At 32.5% G+C, this 23,106-nt stretch carries 19 protein-coding genes; 7 read left to right on the top strand and 12 right to left on the bottom strand.

Translation table 11 applies throughout. The features are described 5' to 3' along the window. Positions 1 to 21: 21 nt before the first annotated feature. Positions 22 to 1,110, bottom strand: a complete 1,089-nt coding sequence (locus PW52_RS00605) for a diphosphomevalonate/mevalonate 3,5-bisphosphate decarboxylase family protein (RefSeq protein ID WP_044630989.1) — start codon at positions 1,108 to 1,110, stop codon at positions 22 to 24. Between the two features lie 80 nt (positions 1,111 to 1,190). Further along, positions 1,191 to 1,721: a DUF1697 domain-containing protein gene (locus PW52_RS00600; protein WP_044630988.1), complete on the bottom strand. Its 531-nt coding sequence runs from the start codon at positions 1,719 to 1,721 to the stop codon at positions 1,191 to 1,193. A 68-nt stretch (positions 1,722 to 1,789) separates the two neighbouring features. On the opposite strand from PW52_RS00600, the gene PW52_RS00595 reads away from it, so the two are divergent. Further along, on the top strand, positions 1,790 to 2,566 hold the full coding sequence (locus PW52_RS00595) for an NAD(P)-binding domain-containing protein (RefSeq protein WP_044630987.1): 777 nt from the start codon (positions 1,790 to 1,792) through the stop codon (positions 2,564 to 2,566). 90 nt (positions 2,567 to 2,656) lie between these two features. On the opposite strand, the gene PW52_RS00590 is transcribed toward PW52_RS00595, so the two are convergent. Further along, on the bottom strand, positions 2,657 to 3,865 hold the full coding sequence (locus PW52_RS00590; protein WP_044630986.1) for a BaiN/RdsA family NAD(P)/FAD-dependent oxidoreductase: 1,209 nt from the start codon (positions 3,863 to 3,865) through the stop codon (positions 2,657 to 2,659). 44 nt (positions 3,866 to 3,909) lie between these two features. On the opposite strand from PW52_RS00590, the gene PW52_RS00585 reads away from it, so the two are divergent. Further along, the gene (locus PW52_RS00585; RefSeq protein ID WP_044630985.1) at positions 3,910 to 4,743 is read left to right on the top strand and encodes a hypothetical protein; all 834 of its coding nucleotides are present in this window, start codon (positions 3,910 to 3,912) and stop codon (positions 4,741 to 4,743) included. Here the strand turns inward: PW52_RS00585 and trxA are convergent. The 4 genes from trxA to msrB all read right to left on the bottom strand — a co-directional run bounded on the left by trxA (position 4,740) and on the right by msrB (position 9,853). Continuing rightward, entirely contained in the window at positions 4,740 to 5,051 is a 312-nt protein-coding gene (gene trxA / locus PW52_RS00580; RefSeq protein WP_044630984.1) for a thioredoxin, read from the bottom strand. The genes PW52_RS00585 and trxA overlap by 4 nt on opposite strands. A 70-nt stretch (positions 5,052 to 5,121) precedes the next feature. After that, positions 5,122 to 8,826, bottom strand: a complete 3,705-nt coding sequence (locus PW52_RS00575) for a metallophosphoesterase (RefSeq protein WP_044630983.1) — start codon at positions 8,824 to 8,826, stop codon at positions 5,122 to 5,124. Positions 8,827 to 8,864: 38 nt separating this feature from the next. Further along, on the bottom strand, positions 8,865 to 9,404 hold the full coding sequence (msrA, locus tag PW52_RS00570; RefSeq protein ID WP_044630982.1) for a peptide-methionine (S)-S-oxide reductase MsrA: 540 nt from the start codon (positions 9,402 to 9,404) through the stop codon (positions 8,865 to 8,867). Positions 9,405 to 9,406: 2 nt separating this feature from the next. Continuing rightward, on the bottom strand, positions 9,407 to 9,853 hold the full coding sequence (gene msrB / locus PW52_RS00565; RefSeq protein WP_044630981.1) for a peptide-methionine (R)-S-oxide reductase MsrB: 447 nt from the start codon (positions 9,851 to 9,853) through the stop codon (positions 9,407 to 9,409). Positions 9,854 to 10,007: 154 nt separating this feature from the next. On the opposite strand from msrB, the gene PW52_RS00560 reads away from it, so the two are divergent. From PW52_RS00560 to PW52_RS00550, 3 genes are all read left to right on the top strand, one after another. Then, complete coding sequence (locus PW52_RS00560) at positions 10,008 to 11,276, top strand: Pycsar system effector family protein (RefSeq protein ID WP_044630980.1); 1,269 nt, start codon at positions 10,008 to 10,010, stop codon at positions 11,274 to 11,276. Positions 11,277 to 11,398: 122 nt separating this feature from the next. Beyond that, positions 11,399 to 13,795, top strand: a complete 2,397-nt coding sequence (locus PW52_RS00555; RefSeq protein WP_044630979.1) for a TonB-dependent receptor — start codon at positions 11,399 to 11,401, stop codon at positions 13,793 to 13,795. A 54-nt stretch (positions 13,796 to 13,849) separates the two neighbouring features. Further along, complete coding sequence (locus tag PW52_RS00550; RefSeq protein ID WP_044630978.1) at positions 13,850 to 14,965, top strand: PepSY-associated TM helix domain-containing protein; 1,116 nt, start codon at positions 13,850 to 13,852, stop codon at positions 14,963 to 14,965. Between the two features lie 3 nt (positions 14,966 to 14,968). Here the strand turns inward: PW52_RS00550 and PW52_RS00545 are convergent, their stop codons facing one another. Then, on the bottom strand, positions 14,969 to 15,502 hold the full coding sequence (locus PW52_RS00545) for a flavodoxin (protein ID WP_044630977.1): 534 nt from the start codon (positions 15,500 to 15,502) through the stop codon (positions 14,969 to 14,971). An 89-nt stretch (positions 15,503 to 15,591) separates the two neighbouring features. Between PW52_RS00545 and PW52_RS00540 the strand changes: the two genes are divergently transcribed. Together PW52_RS00540 and PW52_RS00535 are read left to right on the top strand one after the other, a co-directional pair. Then, the gene (locus PW52_RS00540) at positions 15,592 to 15,951 is read left to right on the top strand and encodes a hypothetical protein (RefSeq protein ID WP_044630976.1); all 360 of its coding nucleotides are present in this window, start codon (positions 15,592 to 15,594) and stop codon (positions 15,949 to 15,951) included. An 8-nt stretch (positions 15,952 to 15,959) separates the two neighbouring features. Further along, positions 15,960 to 16,403, top strand: a complete 444-nt coding sequence (locus PW52_RS00535) for a Fur family transcriptional regulator (RefSeq protein ID WP_044630975.1) — start codon at positions 15,960 to 15,962, stop codon at positions 16,401 to 16,403. Here the strand turns inward: PW52_RS00535 and PW52_RS00530 are convergent. From PW52_RS00530 to manA, 4 genes are all read right to left on the bottom strand, one after another. Beyond that, the gene (locus tag PW52_RS00530; RefSeq protein ID WP_044630974.1) at positions 16,400 to 18,775 is read right to left on the bottom strand and encodes a GAF domain-containing protein; all 2,376 of its coding nucleotides are present in this window, start codon (positions 18,773 to 18,775) and stop codon (positions 16,400 to 16,402) included. The genes PW52_RS00535 and PW52_RS00530 overlap by 4 nt on opposite strands. A 159-nt stretch (positions 18,776 to 18,934) precedes the next feature. Then, on the bottom strand, positions 18,935 to 19,591 hold the full coding sequence (fsa, locus tag PW52_RS00525; protein WP_044630973.1) for a fructose-6-phosphate aldolase: 657 nt from the start codon (positions 19,589 to 19,591) through the stop codon (positions 18,935 to 18,937). An 11-nt stretch (positions 19,592 to 19,602) separates the two neighbouring features. Continuing rightward, complete coding sequence (locus tag PW52_RS00520) at positions 19,603 to 21,636, bottom strand: transketolase family protein (RefSeq protein WP_044630972.1); 2,034 nt, start codon at positions 21,634 to 21,636, stop codon at positions 19,603 to 19,605. A 130-nt stretch (positions 21,637 to 21,766) separates the two neighbouring features. Beyond that, positions 21,767 to 22,975, bottom strand: a complete 1,209-nt coding sequence (gene manA / locus PW52_RS00515) for a mannose-6-phosphate isomerase, class I (RefSeq protein ID WP_044630971.1) — start codon at positions 22,973 to 22,975, stop codon at positions 21,767 to 21,769. Positions 22,976 to 23,106: the final 131 nt, after the last annotated feature.

Below are 23,106 nucleotides of genomic sequence, written 5' to 3'. Positions count from 1 at the left end.
AGCTTAAATAGTTTAGCAAAATTACAACAATTTTGCTCCCAATCCTATTTTGTCATTAATATATTGACCATTTTGACAATGCTCAACCAACTCATTGTTAATAAATTGATTAATATTTTTAGCTTCATTTTCTGGATAAAGCATATGCACATTCGCCCCAGCATCTAAAGTAAAACACACTTTAGAATCTGTTTTCTCACGATACGCCCATATTTTATTTATTACTTGTAATGTATTAGGTTTCATTAAAATAAAATACGGCATGCTAGTCATCATCATAGCATGAAGGGTTAAAGCTTCACTTTCTACAATTTTTATAAATGCATCTAAATCGCCTGACTTAAAAACAGCTATCAAATCGTTTAAATTTTTATGTGCCTGCTTAAAGCGCTCTTCGGCAAATGGGTGGTTATGCATTAAACCGTGCCCAACTGTGCTACTAACTTGTTTTTCGCCTTTATCTACCAACAAAATAGTATCATGGTAGTTTTTAAAGTTTTCATGAACTTCAAACGGGTATTTAACACCGTATAAATCGGAACTTTCTGCAAAAGCTTGGTGTGTTCCCCATGTTACCAAACTACCTTCAATACTTCGGCAAGCGCTACCAGAACCCAAACGCGCTAAAAACGACGCCTTTTTATTAAAAAAAGACTTATTTAGATGCTCATGGTTTTTGCTCAGCATTCTATCTACACTGGTTAAACACAAAGCTAAAGCGCTCATTCCTGATGCCGATGACGCAATGCCCGAACTATGTGGAAATGTATTTTCGGTTTTTATAACAAAATGATAGTTTTTTAAAAACGGTAAATACGCTTCAACCCGTTTAAAAAACGTTTCTATTTTTGGTTTGAAATCGTCTTTTTTCTCATTATTTAAAAACACATCAAACGAAAAATCGGTTTTATTTTCTTTTTCAGAAAACTCTAAAACAGTTATGGTTTTGCACTTACTAAGTGTAAAACTTATGGAGGGATTTGCTGGTATTTGGTGTTCTTTTTTACCCCAATATTTAACCAAAGCAATGTTACTTGGCGATTCCCAAGCTACTTTACCTTCTTCAATGGTTTTTGGGTAAGATTTTGTTATAAATTCTTCTACTATCATTCAATAAAAATTATGAGTGCAACTACCACGAAACGGACTCTTTACAGAAAAAATTGCTTGCAAAAATAAGCAATAGTTTTTTAATTTGATAAGTCCATTAATTTTAAGGTCGTTTTGTAATTTCTGACTGTAGCTGTAACCTGTAATTTACGCTCAAAAAAATTATTATTGCACTTTGCTCTACCATAACCAATAGACGAGTAAAAGTAAACGCAATTAGGAGTTATTTTAAAACTTTCGTTTGGGTAATTTAATTCTGAAACTTCTTCAATCAAGCTATTATTAGGAGCTTGAAATAAAAATGTAAAATAGCTGTTTTCTTTTTGCTCTTGCGGAAATGGGCTGTTATTAAAAATTACACTTAATTCCTTTGGAGTAAGCACTAAAATAGGTACATTAAACTTAAACTTTTTGGCAATAGCTTGATTAATTAAAGTTTCTAAAATATTATTATTTTCTTCTGAAGATTCAAAAACCACATTTCCACTTTGTATATAGGTTTGTACATTTTGTAAACCAGATTCTGTTAGTAATACACGCAAATCTGCCATCGGAATTTTATTTTTTCCGCTTACGTTTATACCTCGCAGTAGTGCTATAAAAGTTTTCATTTTAGGCTAAATTATGTTTACAATATAAAACTTAAATTATTAAACTATCCGTATTTTTACAGAAAAGCATGGGTACAAAAACATATAGCATTTTAGGTTGTGGTTGGTTAGGTTTTCCTTTAGCAAAACACTTTATAGCTAAAGGTTACAACATTAAAGGCTCGACAACTTCTTTAGAAAAAGTTAACGATTTTAAAGCTGAAGGCATAACTCCCTATATTGTAAACATTGAGGAAAACCCAGATTTTGAAGATTTTTTAAATACTGATGTTTTACTTATCATGATAACATCAAAACGGTTTGAAGCATACCAAAATTTGGTTCAGACTATTGAAACGTCTTCTGTAAAAAAAGTGATTTTTATTAGTTCCACATCGGTTTACCCACGAGGCAATAAAACTTACACAGAAACCGATGAAACTATAGATTCCTTACTTACACAAGTTGAAGCTTTATTTAGAAATAACACAACTTTTAAAACCACAATTATTAGGTTTGCTGGCTTATTTGGTGGACAACGCCAACCTGGGAATTGGTTTAAAGACAAAGAAATACCGCAGCCCAACGGTTTTGTAAACATGATTCAACGCGATGATTGTATTGCGATTATTTCTAAAATAATAGAATTTGATGTTTTTGGAGAAACATTTAATGCTTGTGCCAACCATCACCCAACAAGAAAAACATTTTACATTCAAGCTAGAAAAAGCTTAGGAAAACCGATTCCTGTTTTTAATGATTCGCAACCTCTACAGTACAAAAAAATAAGTCCTGAAAAACTTATTAAAACTTTGGATTACAAATTTTTACATTCTGATTTGTTATATGCTTTGGGGAAAACTTAATTAAAACCGAGAATTTACACACCCCTGAATCCCCTCTTTTTAGAGGGGACACTTATACTCTTTATTTAATTAATTAAAGCCTCGTGATTATTAAATTATACTTCTAGCCACAATAAAACCACTAGTCCAAGCATTTTGGAAGTTAAAACCTCCTGTTATGGCATCAATATTTAAAACTTCGCCGGCAAAAAACAGATTTTTATGAAGCTTACTTTCAAAAGTTTTAAAGTTTACCTCTTTTAAATCTACACCACCAGCAGTTACAAACTCATCTTTAAAAGTGCTTTTTCCTTTTACTTGAAACACTGCTTTTGTAAGTTGTATCGCTAAATTTTCTAGTTGAGTTTTATTAATATCTGCCCAAGTTTTACTTTCTTCAATTTTTGAAGCTAAAACTAATTTTTGCCACAAACGCTTTGGAATACCAAACTGAGCAAATTTAAACACCGTTTTTTTTGCTAACTCCTGTTTTAATTGCTTTAACGCATCTAGACATTGATTAAATTCTTGCTGAATAAAATTAATTTCAATATCAAAATAGTAGTTCATTTCGGCGAGTTCAACAGCGCCAAAAGCAGATAATTTTAAAATTGAAGGCGCACTAAAACCAACATGTGTTACCAAAAGTGGCCCAGTAGATTCTAAATTTGTATTTAATACTTTAACTGTAACATTTTGTACCACAACCCCAGGTATGTTTTTTATACGTTTATCGGTAACATTAAAAGTAAACAATGACGGCACAGGATTTATAATAGTATGATTTAAGGTTTTTAAAATATCCCACATTTTTACGCTACTACCCGTAGCAACTACTATCTTTTCTGCATAAAATGCTTCAGTTTTTGTTTGTAACACCCAAGCACTATCCTGTTTCTCAACATTTAATACGCCCGAACTATAAATAACCTCAACCTTATATTTTTCAGCTTCTTTTAAAAAGCAATCTATTATAGTTTGAGACGAATTTGATTCTGGAAACATACGTCCATCCTCTTCAATTTTTAACGCAACACCGCGTTCCTCAAACCACGCCATAGTATCGCCCGTCATGAACTGATGAAACGGTCCAAGTAACTCCTTTTCTCCTCTAGGATAATTAGTTACTAATTCCTGCGGAATAAATTCTGCATGCGTAACATTACAACGTCCACCTCCAGAAATTTTCACCTTTTGCAATCCCGTTTTAGCCTTTTCTAAAACAGCAACTTTTAAATCTGGATTTTGCTTAGCAATATTAATTGCAGTAAAAAAACCAGCGGCACCACCACCTATTATAATAACGTTAAATGTATTCATAGAGTTAAAAAAACACTGTAAATTTAGCATTTAAAACTTGTTTTATGCTTAAACACGCTTACTTATTTCTATTTGTTTTGGTGGCAAACTGCCAAGACCAAAGTGTAGATTTACCAAAAGATTTAAATGAAGTTTCTGGTAACGAAACAACTATTGAAAACAATGGTATTTGGATGCTTAACGATAGTGGAAACAAATCGCATTTATTTTTAGTTAATGAAGAAGGAGATATTGAAAAGAAATTAAAAATTGATGCAAAAAACCATGATTGGGAAGACATTACATCAGATAAAAAAGGCAATATTTACATAGGTGATTTTGGTAATAATGGCAGCGACCGTAAGCATTTAAAAATATTAAAAGTAAATGCATCAAATTTAGATTCTGATGACAAAATTGATATAGAAACTATTTCTTTTACTTACGAAGACCAAGACGATTATTCACCCAAAAAAAGCGAGTTGTATTTTGATTGTGAAGCTTTTTTTTACTTTAATAATAACTTCTATTTATTTACCAAAACACGTGTAAATAACGAACATGGTAAAACTAAAGTATATAAACTCCCTGCCAAAAGCGGTAAACAAAAGGCTAAATTAATTGGCAATTATAATTTTGGAGACAATGATTACGATTGGGTTACTGCTGCCGATATTCGTGACGATGGTAAAGAAATTGCTATTTTAACCCAACATAAAATTCACTTATTTAGCAACTTTACCAGTGATAATTTTTTTAATGGTAAACACCAAACCATTGGATTTAATTCCATAACACAAAAAGAGGGTATCTGCTATAAAAATAACAATACCCTATTATTGACCGATGAAAAAAATGGTGACACCGGTGGTCGACTTTATACTATTAAAATCGATTAAACTTTTACAGATGCCTGAACATCTAAAACGTTAAGTATTTCGTTTTTTTGAAGCACTCCAGATTGCCTCCAACGCGGTTTTCCATCTACAAATAAAATCATGGTTGGCACACTTCTCACCTGATAATTTACGGCAAGTTCGTTGTTTTTATCAATGTCTATTTTTACGATTTTCACATCATCTCCTACCTCATCTTTAACATCTTTTAAAATTGGCATAAGGGCTTGACATGGCCCACACCAAGTACCAAAAAAATCGACAAGTACTACTTTTTCAGAATTTATAAGGTTGTTAAAACTACTTTTCATAATAAGTTATTTTTCTATTTAGACGAAAATAAACATCATAAATTACATGCTGAAAAAATGTGTTTTATTGTTAAAATCCAAAACCTAAAGCAAAAGCAAAACGTAAACCATCGTCGCTATTAAATGCAGAAACATTTAGCGTTGTTAAATCGGAAAAATTAGCAAACACACCACCTCCAATTGAAGTATTCCAAGTGTTAGAATTGTACGCGACAGTTGAAACAAAATCGTTATCTACCCAAACTCTTCCAACATCAAAACCACCAAAAACACCAATACTTAATGGTAATATTCCGGTTCTAAATTTATTGAAATTCAGGCGTAAATCGGAACTTTGTGAAAATGCTGTTTTCCCAGAAAAGCGCTCGTTTCTATAACCACGCAAACCTGTTTTAGCTCCAATATTTGCAGCTTGATAAAACTCGAAGTTATCACCTAAATTAAAATGTGCACGCGATTTAGTTGCCAACACAAGTTGGCCACTATGCACTAATTTATAATCGAAACTTAATTCTGGAATAATGTATCCATATCCTTTTGCTTCATCTAAATTATTACGATATCCGGCATTAAAAGAAAAAGCCATCCCCATTGTTGGAAAAGCTTCGTTGTCGGTATTTTTAAAATGATATGAAACCTCGGCTCCTAAAAAGCTATCATTTACTTCCTCGTTATTATTGTTTAAATACAAATTAATAAATCGGTTTTCTGTTTTTTCAACTTCAATATTTTGGTACGATAAACCAAGCTTAAAACTTCCACCTAATTCGCCACGCCAAATTAATGCTGGAGCAAACTCTAATGTTTGTAACTTCACACGGTTATAGTCTAAATCTACGTCTAATCCATCGTTTTCATCTGCTTCGGGGTTGATTGTGCTGTTACCGTAACCAAAGTAATTTATTGCATAATTAGGGCTTGTAAACCTAGTATCGACGGCTAAATTCCATTTATTTACAACATTAGCAAACTCTGCATTATAACCTAAATCGAAACCACTTGTTGCAAAAAAATAAGCCGCAGAAAAACTATGTTGTGTGGTAAACGGACTTCGTTTAAACCCATAAGTAGTATACGTGTTTACCGCTCCTATTTTTACACCATCGTCTGGATTGTAACCAATTGAAGGCACCACTTGATTGGTATTATTTTTAGGCTTGGTAAAATCGTAAACATTGGTATTATAATCATTGGTTAAATGCTTGCTTCCTTTGTTTGTTGTAATTATACTTTCTTTTGATTTATAATCGTAAAACTTAAGGTTTTTACCATTTTCGATATTATAAGTATCTTTATTTTGGCCACCTATTAATCGAACTTTTATGTATTTATTTCCTTCACCAAAAACATTAAAAACATCTTTATCATCTAACCCATAAATCCAGATTTCTTTATTATCATTTTTATTGAAGGTTTTTTCATAAAATTGTTTATCTCTTTTTCCATCAATATTTCTATAGGCAGAAACTTTTGTTTCGCCATTTGGCAGACGTTCTATATCGAAAAAATCATCTTTATCGGTTCCTGTTATTACCACTGTTTTATTTAGTACTTTAAAATACGCATTGGCTATTTCTGGTAAATTTTTAAGTCGAGCTTTTAAAACACGTTTTATTCTTGCTAAGGTTTCTGGATTTTGAACCTCTTTAGGAAACTGGTTTAAAGCTTCATCGATAACTTCATCGGTTAAATGCTTTTGAATAAAAGCAACCTGTTCGTTCCATTGCTGCTTTGTGGTTTTATTTAGCAACATATTATCTAACCCAAATGGGCTAAAGTTGAAGCCTTTTACACTTCTAATATCATCATTAAAACCTTCCATTAATTTTAAAGCTGGTATAAAACGTGTACCGTATTGCATAAATGCACCATCTCCCATTATAGAAAATACTTGGTCACGATCTCGTGGCACTGCTTTGTAAACTACTTCATCATCACTTATTTCAAACTCTGCCCAACGCCATTGGTCGGTATGCCTATCCCAATCACCAATAGTCATATCAAATAAACGAGCTCTTAAATATCCAATATCGTCTACGCTATATTTTTCATCTTTTCTTAAATGCTCTCTTAAATCGTCTGTACTTACAATATCTTTTGCATAGCCGAAGCTTTTTATATCGTCGTGACCATCAGAAGGATGTTCTTCAATCATGTATAATTCATCTCCAAAATCTTCATTAAACAATCCTAAAGTGTTTTGTTTAGGCACATAATAAAGCACTGGGTTTGTATGATAAATTCCTAAAGGATCGGATAATGTTGCGGTGACAAATGGAGCATATGGGTGCGACCCTGTAAAAAAGTCTTGAATTAAATTTGCCGGCGCAGTATCTTCAAACTGCCCTTCTATATACTGATTTAAAAATACCGTTGCTTGCAGGTAAACTAACGCACTTTTACGTAAAGCACGCATAACGTAACGCGCCCCATTTTTATCTTTTAAATGAAGTGATTTTGATTGATGCCCTCCTCCTTTTCTAAAAGGTGTTAAACCGCCAAAAAGTGTATCTAAATTTACGGTTGGTGCTTCTACGTTTGTTCCATAAACTTCGCGATAACGTTCTCCCCAAATGGACTTGTATAATTTAGATTTATCAATTTCTTCCTGCGTGTATATTGATGCTGAAACTTGGTCTGGGAAATTACTATCGAAATCGAAAACTTCATCCGATCTGTCTTTTTTATGCACTTGAGTTTGAAATAAAATCTTATTAGTAGCAGAATAAAAACGCACGAAAGATGCCCCGTTTTTAAGCACATCTAATCTTGCATAACCTGGGTTACTAGATGAAAACTCGTCTGCAACGTTTCGGGTTGGTGTAGATTTTGATCCGGCTCCACTAATTATTTGTGGTAAATTATCTTTAACCAAATATTGTAAACTGTGCTCGTGACCAGATACAAAAATTACCTTATCGTTTTCTTGAGCTAATGTTACTACACGCTTTTTTAAATCGTTGTACCTTTTGTTCTGTAAATCTTCAGGAGAACCGCCACTTGTTTTACGCACTATATTTTTTAAAGTTCCTAAAACAGGTATGGGCTTTAAATGTTGTTTTACAGAATATTTACCACCATGAGGCCCATTACTAAACATGGGATGATGTAAAGCTAAAACTGTAGTTTTACCTCGAGCCTTTTTAATTTCACTTTCTAATTCATCTAAAAATTTAGAACGTGTTTTTATATCGCAATCATCATTAATTGTTGGGTGTTTGTCCCAATTCACTAAATACCATTCTGTATCTACAATTAAAAGTGTTATATCTTCTGAAATTTCAACTTTTTCAATTGGGCATCCATCTTCAGGTAGAAAAGTATTTTTGCCAAGTTTATCTTCAATATATTTTTCTTGCCGTTTTAATCCCTTTAATCCGTTACTGTACCAATCGTGATTTCCGGGAATAAAAATAGCATCACCTTTAAAATCTTTAACTATTTCGGTTTGAACATTTAATTGATGTTCTGCAAATTCTCTGCCTTTCTCATCTTTATCTGGCATGCCTTTAGGGTAAATATTATCGCCTAAAAACAAAACTGTACTTGCCTTTGAAGCTTCTTTTAAAGTAGCCTCTAAAGCTTGAACTGCTTGAGATTTTGAGCCTATAGGTGAATTTCCAGCATCACCAATTAGGTAAAAAGAATACACAATATCAGACTCGTTAAAGCTACCCGAAATAACGTCACCATTATATTGCGTTTTATAGGTTGCACATGCACTTAAAAGAATTAAACTTAAAGCTATAAATAGTCGCTTGAATTGAATGTTCATTAGAGAGGGTTAAAGATTAATTGTTTTGTACTTAAATATTACGATTTAAGTTTAGAGGCATAAAGCTTTCTAAATTTAGCTAATTTTGGGGTAATTACCGCATTACAATAACCTTGTGTTGTATTATTATTGTAATAATCTTGATGATATTCTTCGGCTTCATAAAAAGTACTTGCTTCTGTTATCTCTGTAACAATTGGATCATCAAAATAAGAAGCTACTTCTTTTAAAACAGCCTCAGCAATTTCTTTTTGGGTTTCATTATGGTAATAAATAACAGATCGGTACTGCGTCCCTACATCGGCCCCTTGCCTATTTAATGTTGTAGGGTCGTGGGTTGTCATGAAAATAGTAGTCAATTCTTTATATGAAATTTTATCAGAATCAAAAGTAATTTGCACTACTTCAGCATGACCTGTTAAACCTGAACAAACTTCTTTATACGTTGGATGCCCTGGCACAGTACCTCCAGAATAACCAGATACTGCTTTTTCTATACCTATAAGTTCTTGAAACATGGCTTGTGTACACCAAAAGCAGCCACCGCCAAATGTTGCTATTTCTATATTTTTATTCATATTTATTTTTTTTCTAATTGTAATGATTCTGAGTTTACACAATAGCGTAGACCACTAGGTTCTGGCCCATCTGGAAAAACATGTCCCAAATGCGAATCGCAAGTGTTACACATAATTTCAACTCGAATCATCCCTAAGCTCGAATCTTTTTCGTATTTAACGGCATTTTCTTTTATTGGTTGGGTAAAACTAGGCCAACCGGTACCTGAGCTAAACTTTATAGTAGAATCGAATAGTAATGTACCACAACAAATGCAGCTGTAAATACCAGCTTCATGACTTGTACACATATCTCCGCTATGCGGCCTTTCGGTTCCTTTTAGTCGGGTAATTCTATATTGTTCTGGTGTTAATTGACTTTGCCATTCGGCTTCAGATTTTTCAATACATTTATCTGGTTTTAAATTTCCGTTTACCGAAAAATTAATAATATCTTTCCATGTTAGCATTATAAAAATGAAATTTTATGATTTTTTTAAACAATTCAAAATAGATTAAGTCGTTAGTTAGTGAATATCCTTACGACCAAAATCTTTACATATAAAATACCAAAAATACGCATAAATTTTAGTAATTTGTGTCTTTAAAAGCGAACTTATCTCTATGTTAGAACTCATTGAAAAAACTGAAAAATTTGTATTTGATTTACTAAAAAATGAATTAGACAACAGTTTTTTATATCATAATTACACCCATACCGAACGTGTTTTAAGAAGTGTTAGAGAAATTATTGAAAACACAGATATTAACGCCACCGATGCCGAAATATTACAACTAGCGGTCTTACTTCACGATACAGGTTACACTAAATCTATAGATAATCATGAAGAAGAAAGTGTGAAAATTGCTACTGCTTTTTTAAAAGAAGAAGGTGTAAACCAAGAAACCATTACAGCAGTTAACAACTGCATAATGGCTACCAAGTTTAAAGATTCTCCAAAAACAGAGCTCGATAAAATAATTCGTGATGCAGATGCATCGCACTTTGGTAAAAAATATTTTACCGAAGCTAGTGAGTTTTTAAGAAAAGAGTTAGAGTTACAAGGCATAAAAAATTATACACCTATTGAATGGGAAAACGAGAATATAGATGTACTAACAAAAAAGCATGAGTTTTATACCGATTATGCTTTAAAAAACTGGCAACCTAGAAAAGAGAAAAATTTAGCTAGCCTTATAAAATCTAAAAAGAAAAGAAAAACAAAGCTTAAAACCGAAGAGTTAAAAGCAAAATATAAAGCGCAATATAAAAACGAAAGTCCAGAACGTGGTATTCAAACTTTTTATCGTGTTGCGTTAAGAAACCACATTAAACTTAGTGATATTGCAGATACTAAAGCAAACATTTTACTTTCTGTAAATGCCATTATAATTTCGTTAGTGTTAGCTAATTTAATTTCAAAATTAGACTCTAATCCTTATTTAATATATCCAACTGCAATCTTTACGCTATCATGTGTAATATCTATGGTGCTTTCTATAATTGCTACACGACCTAATATTACAAGTGGAGAGTTTACCAAAGAGGATGTTGCTAACAAAAAAGTTAATTTAACCTTTTTTGGTAATTTTCATAAAATGAGCTTAGAAGAATACGATTGGGCCGTAAAGGAATTGCTTAAAGACAAAAATTACGTTTATAGCTCCCTAACCAAAGACCTCTATTTTTTAGGTAAAGTTTTAGAGCGAAAATACCGAATATTAAGAATTACATACACCATTTTTATGATAGGAATGATTGTTTCTGTAATATCTTTTGGTGTGGCTTTAAAAGGAAACAACGCCAGACTTAATGATGTTTTACCCGATAATTCTACTACAACTTCCTTGCTTTACAACAAAAACGCCAACGTAAATAATACGTTATGTTAACTATAAGCTACAAAATTGTTATTTAACAACACCTTTATTTAGAATAATTACAAATAATTTGTTTGTTTAATTCTTAGCACATACTTTTGCCGAATAAAACAATCTATAATTAGTCTAAATAAATGAAATCAAAATTTATTATCACCCTTTTGTTATTATTAACATTTAAAGGGTTCTCTCAGGATTATTCTGTTCAAGGTACGGTTACCGACAATTATCAAACTAGCTTATTAGGTGTGAACGCCATTGTAAAAAACACTACCAAAGGTGCACAAACAGATGAAAATGGTGTGTTTAAAATTTCGAATCTTGAAAATGGAGATTACACTTTAATCGTTTCTTTTATTGGTTTTAAAACTAAAGAAATTGATTTTACCATAAACAATGACGATTTTAATATTGGCGACATTGCCCTTTTTGAAGGAAATGAACTCTTACAAGAAGTTGTAATAGATACCGAACGCCAAAACAAATTCTCAAGAAAGCAAAGCGCATACGTATCTAAAATGCCATTAAAAAATATTGAAAACTCACAAGTTTACAACACCATTACAAACCAATTACTTATATCGCAATCGGTTAATACTTTTGAAGAAGCTTTAAAAAACGCTGCTGGTATTACAAAACTATGGTCGTCTACAGGTAGAAGTGGTGACGGTGCAGGTTACTACTCTAGCCGTGGTTTTGCTGTGCAACCGCAATTAGTAAATGGTGTTGCTGGTATTACTAATGGATTTATAAATCCATCGAATGTAGAGCGTGTAGAAGTTATTAAAGGCCCTTCTGGAACTTTATTTGGAAGTACAGTTACATCTTACGGTGGTTTAATAAACATTATTACTAAAAAGCCTTACAGCGGTACAGGTGGCGAAGTAACTGTTTCTGGTGGTTCTTACGATTTTGCCAAACTAAATGCCGATGTAAATATTAGCCCAAACGATAAATTATCGTTACGCTTCAATGGCGGATTCCAACAACAACATAGTTTTCAAGATGCTGGTTTAAAAAAATCAGTGTTTGTAGCACCATCTATTTCATATAGAGTAAACAACAATTTAACGCTTAACTTCTCGTACGAAGCCTCTCAAAACGAGCAAACCAACGAAACCTTTCTATTCTTAAACCGTTACGGGCCATTAGCATTTAACTCTATTGAAGAATTAGGGTATAACGAGGAATTATCGTTTACAAGTAACGATGTTACAATTACCAACGTAACACAAAATTATCGCGGTGAAGTAGCTTGGAAATTATCAGATAGCTGGTCTTCTCAAACATTAATCTCTGGTAATACAGCCAAATCTTTAGGTTATTATACGTATTTATGGAACGTTGCCGATTGGACAGATCCTACTGCTCCAGTAGGAACCGAATATTTTAGTTTATATGCACAAGATACAAATTCAAAAACTAAAACATTAAACTTACAACAAAACTTTACCGGTACATTTAAAATTGGAGACATACAAAACAAATTATTAGTTGGCGCTGATTATTTAGATTACAAAATAACAGACAATAGCTCAAACTGGGGCTATTTACATACAATAAATATAAACGGAGACTTAGTTTTTGGCGAGCCAGAAATTAACGAAGAAAACCTTAGTGCTGCTTTATCTGGGCTAGGATTTTTAAATAGTGATGTTCGTCAAAATATATTTGGAGCTTACATCTCTGATGTTATAAACATCTTACCTTCTTTATCTGTTATGGCTAGTGTCCGTTTTGATAGATTCGATTATCAAGGAGATAGAAATGATGCTTCTGATGATGAAACTGAATATACTGATACTACACTTTCTCCAAAATTTGGAATTGTTTTTCAACCTATTATGGATGAACTGTCAATATTTGCAAACTACCAAAACGGTTTCTCTTACGTTGACCCACAATATATGACTGATTTTTCTACAGGAGAAACGTTTTTACAGTCGTACGACGTAGAACAAGCAGACCAATTTGAAGTTGGTGCAAAATCAAGCTTATTTAATAACAAACTAGAAGCTACTTTAAGTTATTACAACATTACTGTCGATAATAAATATTTTTGGGCCACTCAAACACAGGATCTAGAAATTAATAGCCAAGGTATAGAGTTAGAAGTTAACACCAACCCAGTTGCTGGTTTAAACATTCATACAGGTTTTAGTTATAACGATTCCGAAATTACCAATTCTCCTTCTGCTACTTATTTAGAAGGTAGCCGCTATGGTGAATCTGGTCCAGAAATCACTTATAACTTTTGGGCAGATTACAAATTCTTTAAAAACTTTGGTATAGGTGCTGGTTTTAATGGCCAAACAGAATATGATACTATGGTTGCATACAAAGCTGCAACAGGAAGTTTTTATATTCCAGGTTACACCATATTTAATGCATCTGCCTATTACGAAAATGATACATTTAGAATTAGTATTAAAGGAAATAATTTAACCGACGAGACTTACTATTCGGGCTGGAGTACTATTACACCACAACAACAACGTGTTTTACTTGGTACTTTTACTTATAAATTTTAACTTTCACCAAAAAATAAAAGGCAATCTTTAAAGGTTGCCTTTACACTTTTAACCATGGGATTTAAAAAAACCGTATTTCAAGTACATAAAATTTTAGGCTTAGTAACTGGTGCTATTGTTTTTGTTGTTGCCTTAACGGGATGTTGTTGGGCATTTCACGACGAAATAGAAAGCTTATACGACGATTATAAATACGTTACGCCGCAAGACAAAGCTTTTATTACACCAACTGAAGCAAAAACTATTGCATTAAGTATTTTCCCTAATAATACGGTTCATGGTACTATTTTTAAACAACCTAACGAAGCTGTTGAAGTTATTTTTTATGATGGCGAACCTGAATTTTACCAAAGTGTATTTTTAAATCCGTACTCAGGAGAAGTAATTCAAGCAGATGACCATCTATCTGGGTTTTTCGCATTTATTTTAAAAGGACATATGCGTTTATGGTTTCCTAAAAATATTGGCGAAAATATAGTTGGCGTTTCTATTTTAATATTCTTATTAATTATTATTTCTGGTTTTATTTTATGGTGGCCCAAAAAACGCAAAAACTTAAAGCAACGTGTTACTTTCGATTGGAAAAAAACAACCCGATGGAAACGTAAAAATTTCGATTTACACACCGTTGTTGGCTTTTACATTGCCATTTTTGCATTTGTTATTGCCTTTACAGGAAGTGTAATTTCATATAACTGGTTAAAATATGTAGTTTACATGTCTACCGGAGGCGATAAAGTGCCTGCATTTATTATCCCTGAAAATGTGAGTAATTCTTCCTCCGATACTTATGCTGTTAAGCCTATAGACTTTTTAATTGAAAAGTTAAGAAAAGAGTCGCCTGAATCAGTAAGCTACGAATTACACTACCCTGAAAGTGACACCACAAGTATTTATATTGAAGTAGCTAATAGTAAAGGTTTATACTACAACTCCGATTACAGATTCTTCGACCAAAATACGCTAGAAGAAATTGAAACTCCTGCCATTTACGGAAAATATAAAGATGCCAAAGTTCCCGATAAAATTTTACGCATGAATTACGACATTCACGTAGGCGCCATTGGTGGAATTGTTGGCAAAATTATAGCCTTTTTGGTGAGTTTAACTATTGCATCTCTTCCTGTTACTGGTGGTTTACTTTGGTATGGCAGAAATTATAAAAAGTAGTTGTTAAGCTTCTTGCAAAACTTGGTTGAATTCTTTTTTAATTTGAATTATCCAAGCCTTTAAACGTTCGTCTGTAAGCTGAGATTCGTTATCATGATCGAGTGCTAAACCGTAAAACATATCTTCGTTATCTTCAATTAACGCAACCGAATCGGTATGGCGATAGCCTTCCGTTGGCCAATAACCTACAACAGTTCCTCCTTTTTCAATAATAATTTTAGCCAATATACCAACACCATCTATAAAGTATTCTGCATATCCTATTTGGTCTCCTAAACCATAAATAGCTACCGTTTTACCTGTAAAATCTATGGTTTGAAAATCGTCGAAAAAATCTTCCCAATCACTTTGTAAATCGCCATCATACCATGTCGATAAACCTAAAATAAGGGTGTCATATTCATTAAAATCATCTACGCTAGCATCACCTATTTCCATAACCTCTAAGTTATCATCTTCCCAAAACGTTACAAAATCTCTTGTTATATCATCGGTAACACCAGTGTCTGAGCCGTAAAATAATCCTATTTTTTTCATTTTTTTTTGTTTTAAATGAAACACAAAAATACATTTATTTTTATTTATTCTAAATAAAAATTGTTTGCATATTTACACAAAATAATTACATGCTATTTTTAGACCCTGTATACCGAAATGCTATTGGCGCAACTTATTTAATTAAAGATAACCCTAACAAAACCGGTTATTCTTCTGAAAAAATTCAATTATTTTTAGGAGAGGTTAGTATAATATTAACCTATGAAGACGTAGCTAACCTAATTCCAACAATAAATTCTGCGAAAAAAGGGTGTGCTTGTAAAAATTGTAAATGTGAAATTCCGAAACAAATTAAAGCTAATACTAATTACGTAAAGTTTATATTCAAATCATCTGAGAAAAATATTTTAGACTTAGAAGATTTAGTTAAAGGAACACTGTTTGAACTTGAAATGGCATCGGTATTAAGTTTTAATAATATCGATTAATAACTATTATGAACTCACAACATAACACACAATTAACTGTAAAAAAAGTATTTACAGATTTTCTAGAGAAAAATAAACATAGAAAAACTCCAGAGCGCTTTGAAATTTTAGAGGAAATTTACAATACACAAATTCACTTTGGTGTAGATGAACTGTATATTAAAATGAAGGAAAAAAAATATAGAGTTAGTCGCGCTACATTATATAACACCATAGAACTGTTAATAGAAGCCAAATTAATTAGAAAACACCAATTTGGAAATGGCACTTCGCAATACGAAAAATCTTATTTTAACAGACAACATGACCATGTGATTCTTACAGATTCTGGAAAAGTATTAGAATTTTGCGATCCTAGAGTTCAAGAAATTAAAAAAACTATTGAAGAAGTTTTTGATATTGAAATTGATAAGCATTCCCTCTACTTTTATGGTACAAAAAAAGTAAATTAAGCTTTTATCTCGTTCATTAAGTCTTCATAAGTATAAAACACTGTATCGCCATTGGTTTTTTGGTAATTCATACTTACTCTTATAGCTTTTAAACCTGTTACGCCTTGTAAATCTTCAAGTTCTAAAACCTCAACATCGTTTGCAAATAAGTTTTTAGATTGCATAAAACGAATATATTTTAAGTATTCTATTTCATCTTCTTTTTGAGAATAAACAATACTCATTTTTCCTTTAGCAGTAACACGTTCGTTTGTACCTTTAATGTAGGCTTTGTCTACACGTTTTTTTACAACTTCGTAACGTGCATTGTATGTACCATCTACATCAAATTGCTTTTCGTCCATTCTAAATCGTATAGATAATGGTTGATTAAACACCAAAATCATAGAAGCGACATCTAAACTTAACGGATATTCGTTTTGGTTTTGGTAAAAACTATTTTCCATGTCGTACATAGCTTGTAATTGCCACAATCTTAAATTGTAAAGATAAATTTTATTAAAACTGTCTTCTTTAGTTATAGATTCTCCAATGTACATATTGTGCTCAACACCATCAGTTTTAAAACGCTCGAAAAAGTGAGGATACATCTTTTGCGCTTCTTTTTGCTTATTATCTATAATTGCAGACATGTTTTTGTTAATAAGCGCAATAGTATCGTCGTAATTTTTTCTGTAGTAATAAATAACACCTAAATTGCTATCTACTTTACTAAAATAATCTTCAATTTCTGCTTTAGCAAAAGTTCTTTTTTCTAGAAAATACATGAATAAAGGTTCAATTTCATCCTTAAAAAACCGTGTTAACTGTTGTTCTGTATCAACTTTAAAATCTGTTTTTATTTCCGTGTTAAAATTTTCAATTTCAAACAGAAGCTGCTCGAAAATAGGTAATTTTTCATTTTCTGGAATAGCATCTAATATTTTACTAACCAAAGTTAGTTGCAGAGCTAAATCTTTTTGGGTAGCAAAATTTCTAGCTTCCGATGAACCTTTTACATCTATTTGCCCGAATAACGGATAAACATTATCAAAACTTATTTTACTAAAACTTGGTTTACCAACTGTATTAGTTATACTTTCTTTTAAAAATTTATGTGCCGCTTTTTTAAATTTCCAAGCTACACTTGGATGTATAGAAGTACATTCTTGTTGAATAATAGCTTCAATTAAGTTTTCTTCTTCAACTTTAGAACGCTCTACCGCAGATACTATAAATGGCATTATATCGTGCAATTTATTAGCATTAATACTATTTAAAACCTTGGGTTCTGGAGAAACAATTTCTAAAATCCCCATTAATTCGCCCTCATTAGCTATTGGCGCAAAAATGGCACTTTTTACACCTTGATTATGTAACGATTTAACTTGTGGTGCCTTAGACTTTTTTAAGGCTTCATCAATATTTGAAATTGAAAAAAACTTTTTTTCATTTATCAATCTATTATAAGACCAATCGCATAACACGCTATTACAAGCTTCGGAATCTGAATTAGCTAATAAAAAACTTTCCATACCTTCGCCATAAACACGTTCGAAGGTTTTTTCTTCTTCTAAATAAATTGAAAAACCAACTTTTATACTGTTTAAACCTAGTAATGACCTGAAAATATCTTGAAAACCATCCATAAAGGTTTTACTATTTCGCTTATCGACACCTATTAATGTAGATTTGATATTCGAAATAGATTGATCGGCAGTAACATCGAAAATATTAGAAATTACAAAGCCTTTAAAACTATAGCTTTGTGGCGGAAATTTTTCTTTCCAAAGTTCTATATTATCGAAATTATCGATAAGCTCGTCATAATCTTCTTGCGTTATTTTAGGCGCATTGTTGGTTGGTTCTATTTCACAAAAATCGGCATTATATAAAATTTTATAATATCGAATTATCCCTTTTTCATCTGGAATTTGATAATAAATTGGACGCTTAAAGTTTAGCTCGTAACCAAATAAATAATTTAAAATAACAGCACAAGACATGATATACGAATCTTCTTCAGCCATATTTTTAATTTGAAGCTGAAAATCGTCTCCTGCTATTTTTATAATATTCTTAAAACGTTCTGAAGCATTAAATATAAAATCATGAAATGGTATTGAAGCCGTTTTAATTTCATTATGCGTTAATAAAGGACTAAACGTATCTTGAAGTAAAAATTCTATTTCGCGCTCTCTTTCCTTTAAAACATTAATATCTGTTATTCCTGTACGTAATTCAGGAAATTGTTTCGCTATTTTTAAAACCTTTTTAGCCTTAATATTAGTAAGCTCGTTTTCACTTTTAGACAACACTTCATACTGCTCTAAAAGCTTATTAAAGCTTATATTTAGCTTTAAAGGTGAATCTATGTTGTCGTTAATATTCATTTGGCTACCGTTAAGTTTATAAGGATATACAAAGTTAGTAATAATATTTAAGTCGTTAACAAATAGACGAACTTACGCCGCTAATGTTACAGGAATTAATAAAAAAAGCTTCTCTAATAATAAGAGAAGCTTTTAATTTTATTTTAAAAAAACTTATTTTTAAGAGTTTCCTTTTTTGTAATCTTCTAAAAATTTAGCTAAACCAATATCGGTTAATGGGTGCTTTAATAAACCAGTAATTGATTTTAATGGCCCAGTCATAACATCGCTTCCTAACTTAGCACAATCGATTACGTGCATTGTGTGACGAATTGATGCCGCTAAAATTTGGGTACCGAAACCGTAGTTATCGTAAATCTGACGAATTTCTGCAATTAGGTTTAAACCATCTGTAGAAATATCATCTAAACGACCTAAAAACGGAGATACATAAGTTGCTCCTGCCTTAGCTGCTAATAAAGCTTGACCAGCAGAAAACACTAATGTTACGTTGGTTTTTATTCCTTTATCTGAGAAATATTTACACGCTTTAATACCATCGGCAATTAAAGGTAATTTCACAACTATTTGTGAGTTTAAAGCCGCTAAAGCCTCACCTTCTTTTACCATACCATCAAAATCTGTCGAAATTACTTCGGCACTTACGTCACCTTCAACAATTTCACATATTTTTTTGTAGTGGTTTATTATATTTTCTTCGCCAGTAATACCTTCTTTAGCCATTAAAGATGGGTTTGTTGTAACACCATCTAATACACCTAAAGCTTGTGCTTCTGCGATTTCATCTAAATTGGCAGTATCAATAAAAAATTTCATAGTTTAATGTTTTATTTTGTTTGTAAATACGCTAATACTTCTTTGCTTACTTTCTCTCCGGTAAATCCAAATTTATCATCAAGTACAGAGGCTGGTGCAGAATAACCAAAATGCTCTAAACCAAACACTTTTCCTGCATCGCCAACTAAACCTTCTAAATTTACAGGTAAACCAGCAGTTAAACCAAATAGTGGTTTGTTTTTAGGAATAACACTATTTTGATAATCTTTAGGTTGTTGCTTAAATAAACCTTCAGAAATTACAGAAGCAATACTCACTTTTAAGTTATGGTCTGCTTCTAAAATTTCGGCAGCCGCAATTAAAGTAGAAACTTCCGATCCGTTAGCCACAAGAACAATATCTGGATTTTCAACTTCTTTTACCAAATAACCTCCTTTTTCGGCAGTTAATGCAGCTTCGTAACGAGAACCTTCAGCAGGAACATCTTTTATACCTTGACGCGATAAAATTAAACCAGAAGGTGTATCTGTATTTTCTAAAGCCATTTTCCAAGCTACGCTAGTTTCTGCAGAATCTGCAGGACGTAAGGCTAAGAAACTTTGTTTATGGCTATGGTTTTGCATTTTTTCTAATAAACGAATTTGAGCTTCTTGCTCAATTGGCTGGTGCGTTGGTCCATCCTCGCCTACACGGAAGGCATCATGCGTCCAAACGTATTTTACTGGTAATTCTTGAATTGCACTTAAACGAATGGCTGGTTTCATGTAATCTGAGAACACAAAGAAGGTTGCCACAACAGGAATTACACCACCGTGTAACGCAATACCGTTGGCTATACAAGCCATAGTTAATTCGGCAACACCAGCTTGTAAAAACGAACCGCTAAAATCGCCCTTTTGTAATGCAGACGTTTTCTTTAAGAAACCATCTGTTTTATCTGAATTTGATAAATCTGCAGAAGACACAATCATGTTTTCTACATTTTCAGCTAAATAAGCTAACACATTTGATGATGCTGCTCTGGTTGCTAAACCAGCTTTATGCTCTATTGAAGCAAAATCTAATTCAGGTAATTTTCCAGATAAGAAAAAGTCTAATTTATCTGCTAATTCTGTATTATCTTGTTTCCAAGCAGCTATTTCAGCTTTTTTAGCTGCTGCTTGTTTTGTTTTTTCTACGATTAAATCTCTGTAAAACGCTTCAACATCACTAAAAATATCGAAAGGTTTTTCAGCATCAGCACCTAAATTTTCTAATGTTTTATGGTAATCGGCTCCGGTTGCTCCAATTGGCTTACCGTGTAATTCGCAATGACCTTCGTACATATCGCCATTTGAAGTTACACACCCTTTACCCATTATGGTTTTACCAATAATTAAAGTTGGTTTCTCGGTTTCGTTATTTGCATCTTTTAATGCTTTACGAATAGCATCGTGGTCGTGACCATCAATAGTTACTACTTTCCAGCCCCAAGCTTCATACTTCATGGCTGTATCTTCGGTAGTTACTTCGTCTGTAGACGTTGATAATTGAATATCGTTAGAATCGAAGAACATAATAAAATTGCTTAAACCTAAATGTCCTGCAATTCTACCTGCACCTTGCGATATTTCTTCTTGAATACCACCATCGGAAATAAAACCATACACTTTATGGTTAATCCAATCGCCAAAACGTGCTGCTAAAAACTTAGTAGCAATAGCTGCACCAACACCCATTGTGTGTCCTTGACCTAGTGGCCCCGACGTGTTTTCTATACCACGTTTTACATCGACCTCTGGGTGACCTGGAGTAATTGAACCCCATTGTCTGAAATTAGAAACATCTTCTTTTGAGTAATTACCCAATAAATAATATTGTGCATACATTAATGTAGATAAATGCCCTGCATCCATAAAAAAGCGATCTCTAAATGGCCATTCCATATCAGAAGGATCGTAATTAAAAAACTCCGAATATAAAATGTGCATAAAATCTGCGCCACCCATTGGTCCTCCCGGGTGTCCAGAATTTGCTTTTTCTACCATAGCAACGGCAAGTGCTCGTATATTATCTGCTGCTTGTTGATCTAATTTCTTGTTCATTATTTTAAATGTTCTAGTTTAATGGTGTTATAACAATTAACCTCACAAAACTAAGGTTTTTTATGTTAAAAGCAGTCGCTTTTAGTACGTATTAAACTAATATTAATAGTTTTTACAATGATTTTAACAACTACGATTGTGGTGCAGTTGCTTTATATATAATTGCGTTCGATTTTGTTTGAATTGTATATTGACTTGTTGCTGCTAAAAAAGCGGCTTGCCCCTTAGCTAAACTAACTGTAGTTTCTTCTTCGTTTACTTCAGCCTCACCTTCAATTACAATAATAATTTCGGCTGTTTTTGAGGTGTTTTTGTAAGTGTTTGAAGATTCTAAAGAAATTAAACTTAATTGGAAATCGGGTGCTGGCGATTTATAAATACGTTCTATTCCATCGGCCTGTAAATCGCCTTGCATAACGTTAGGAACCGTTTCGTTAAAAGCCACGTGTTTTAATAATTCTGGCACATCTACATGTTTTGGTGTTAAACCACCACGCAACACGTTATCTGAATTTGCCATAAGCTCCATATTTTGCCCTTCTAAATAAGCATGAGGAATACCAGCATCTTGAAACACCGCTTCGCCTTTATTTGCTTTTACAATATTGAAAAAATAAATGGAGTAAATACCTTTATCTAAAACCGAAGCATCATCGGCAGAATCTACTGCTTTGGCAGCCCAATAATCTGGCGATTGTTTTTCTAACTTTCCTGCTTTGTATAATGGTAAAATTCTATCAACTAATGGCTGTAGTACTTTGTTGGTTTCTTCTTGCGATTCTTCCATAACCGTTTTATACAAACCGAAATAGCCTTCAGCTTCAAAAACAGATATTAAATGTTTAAATTCTGGAACAGACTCTAAAACCGCTTTTAATTTGGCTTCAGTTAAAAAACCGTGTAATAACCAAAACTCACTTAAAGCTACCATTATTTCTGGCTTGTGGTTATCGTCTTTATAATTACGGTGTTTTGCAGTTAAAGGTATACCAGCTTCATTTTCTTTTTTAAACCCTTTTTCGGCTTCAACTTTTGTAGGATGCACTTGTATAGATAACATATCGCGTACATCTAAAACCTTAAACAAAAACGGTAAGCGACCAAAAGCATTGGCAATGTTATCGCCTAATACCGAATTTAAATTATTAGCAATATAAGTGTCTAACGTTTTATCTCCTTCAGCAGTTTTTATTGTTGATGGTGCTTTACTGTGCGCGCCTAACCAATATTCGGCACATTGTTCGCCATTGGTTTTAACATCCAATAAATTAGGTATGTATTGTGTACCTCCCCAAGCGTAGTTTTGTATTTGTCCTTCTACTAAAAATAGTTTAGCCATTTGTGGTTTATTTAATTTATGCGTAAAATTAATAGCTTAATTGCTTAAAACCAATATTAAGGCCGCTTAATAACAAAAAAGAACAAATTATTAAATATAGCACAACAAAGCCTTAAAATTTCAGTAAAATT

The organism is Neotamlana sedimentorum (assembly GCF_000943565.1).
GTDB lineage: Bacteria > Bacteroidota > Bacteroidia > Flavobacteriales > Flavobacteriaceae > Neotamlana > Neotamlana sedimentorum.
This window is presented reverse-complemented; position numbering and strand designations above follow the sequence as displayed.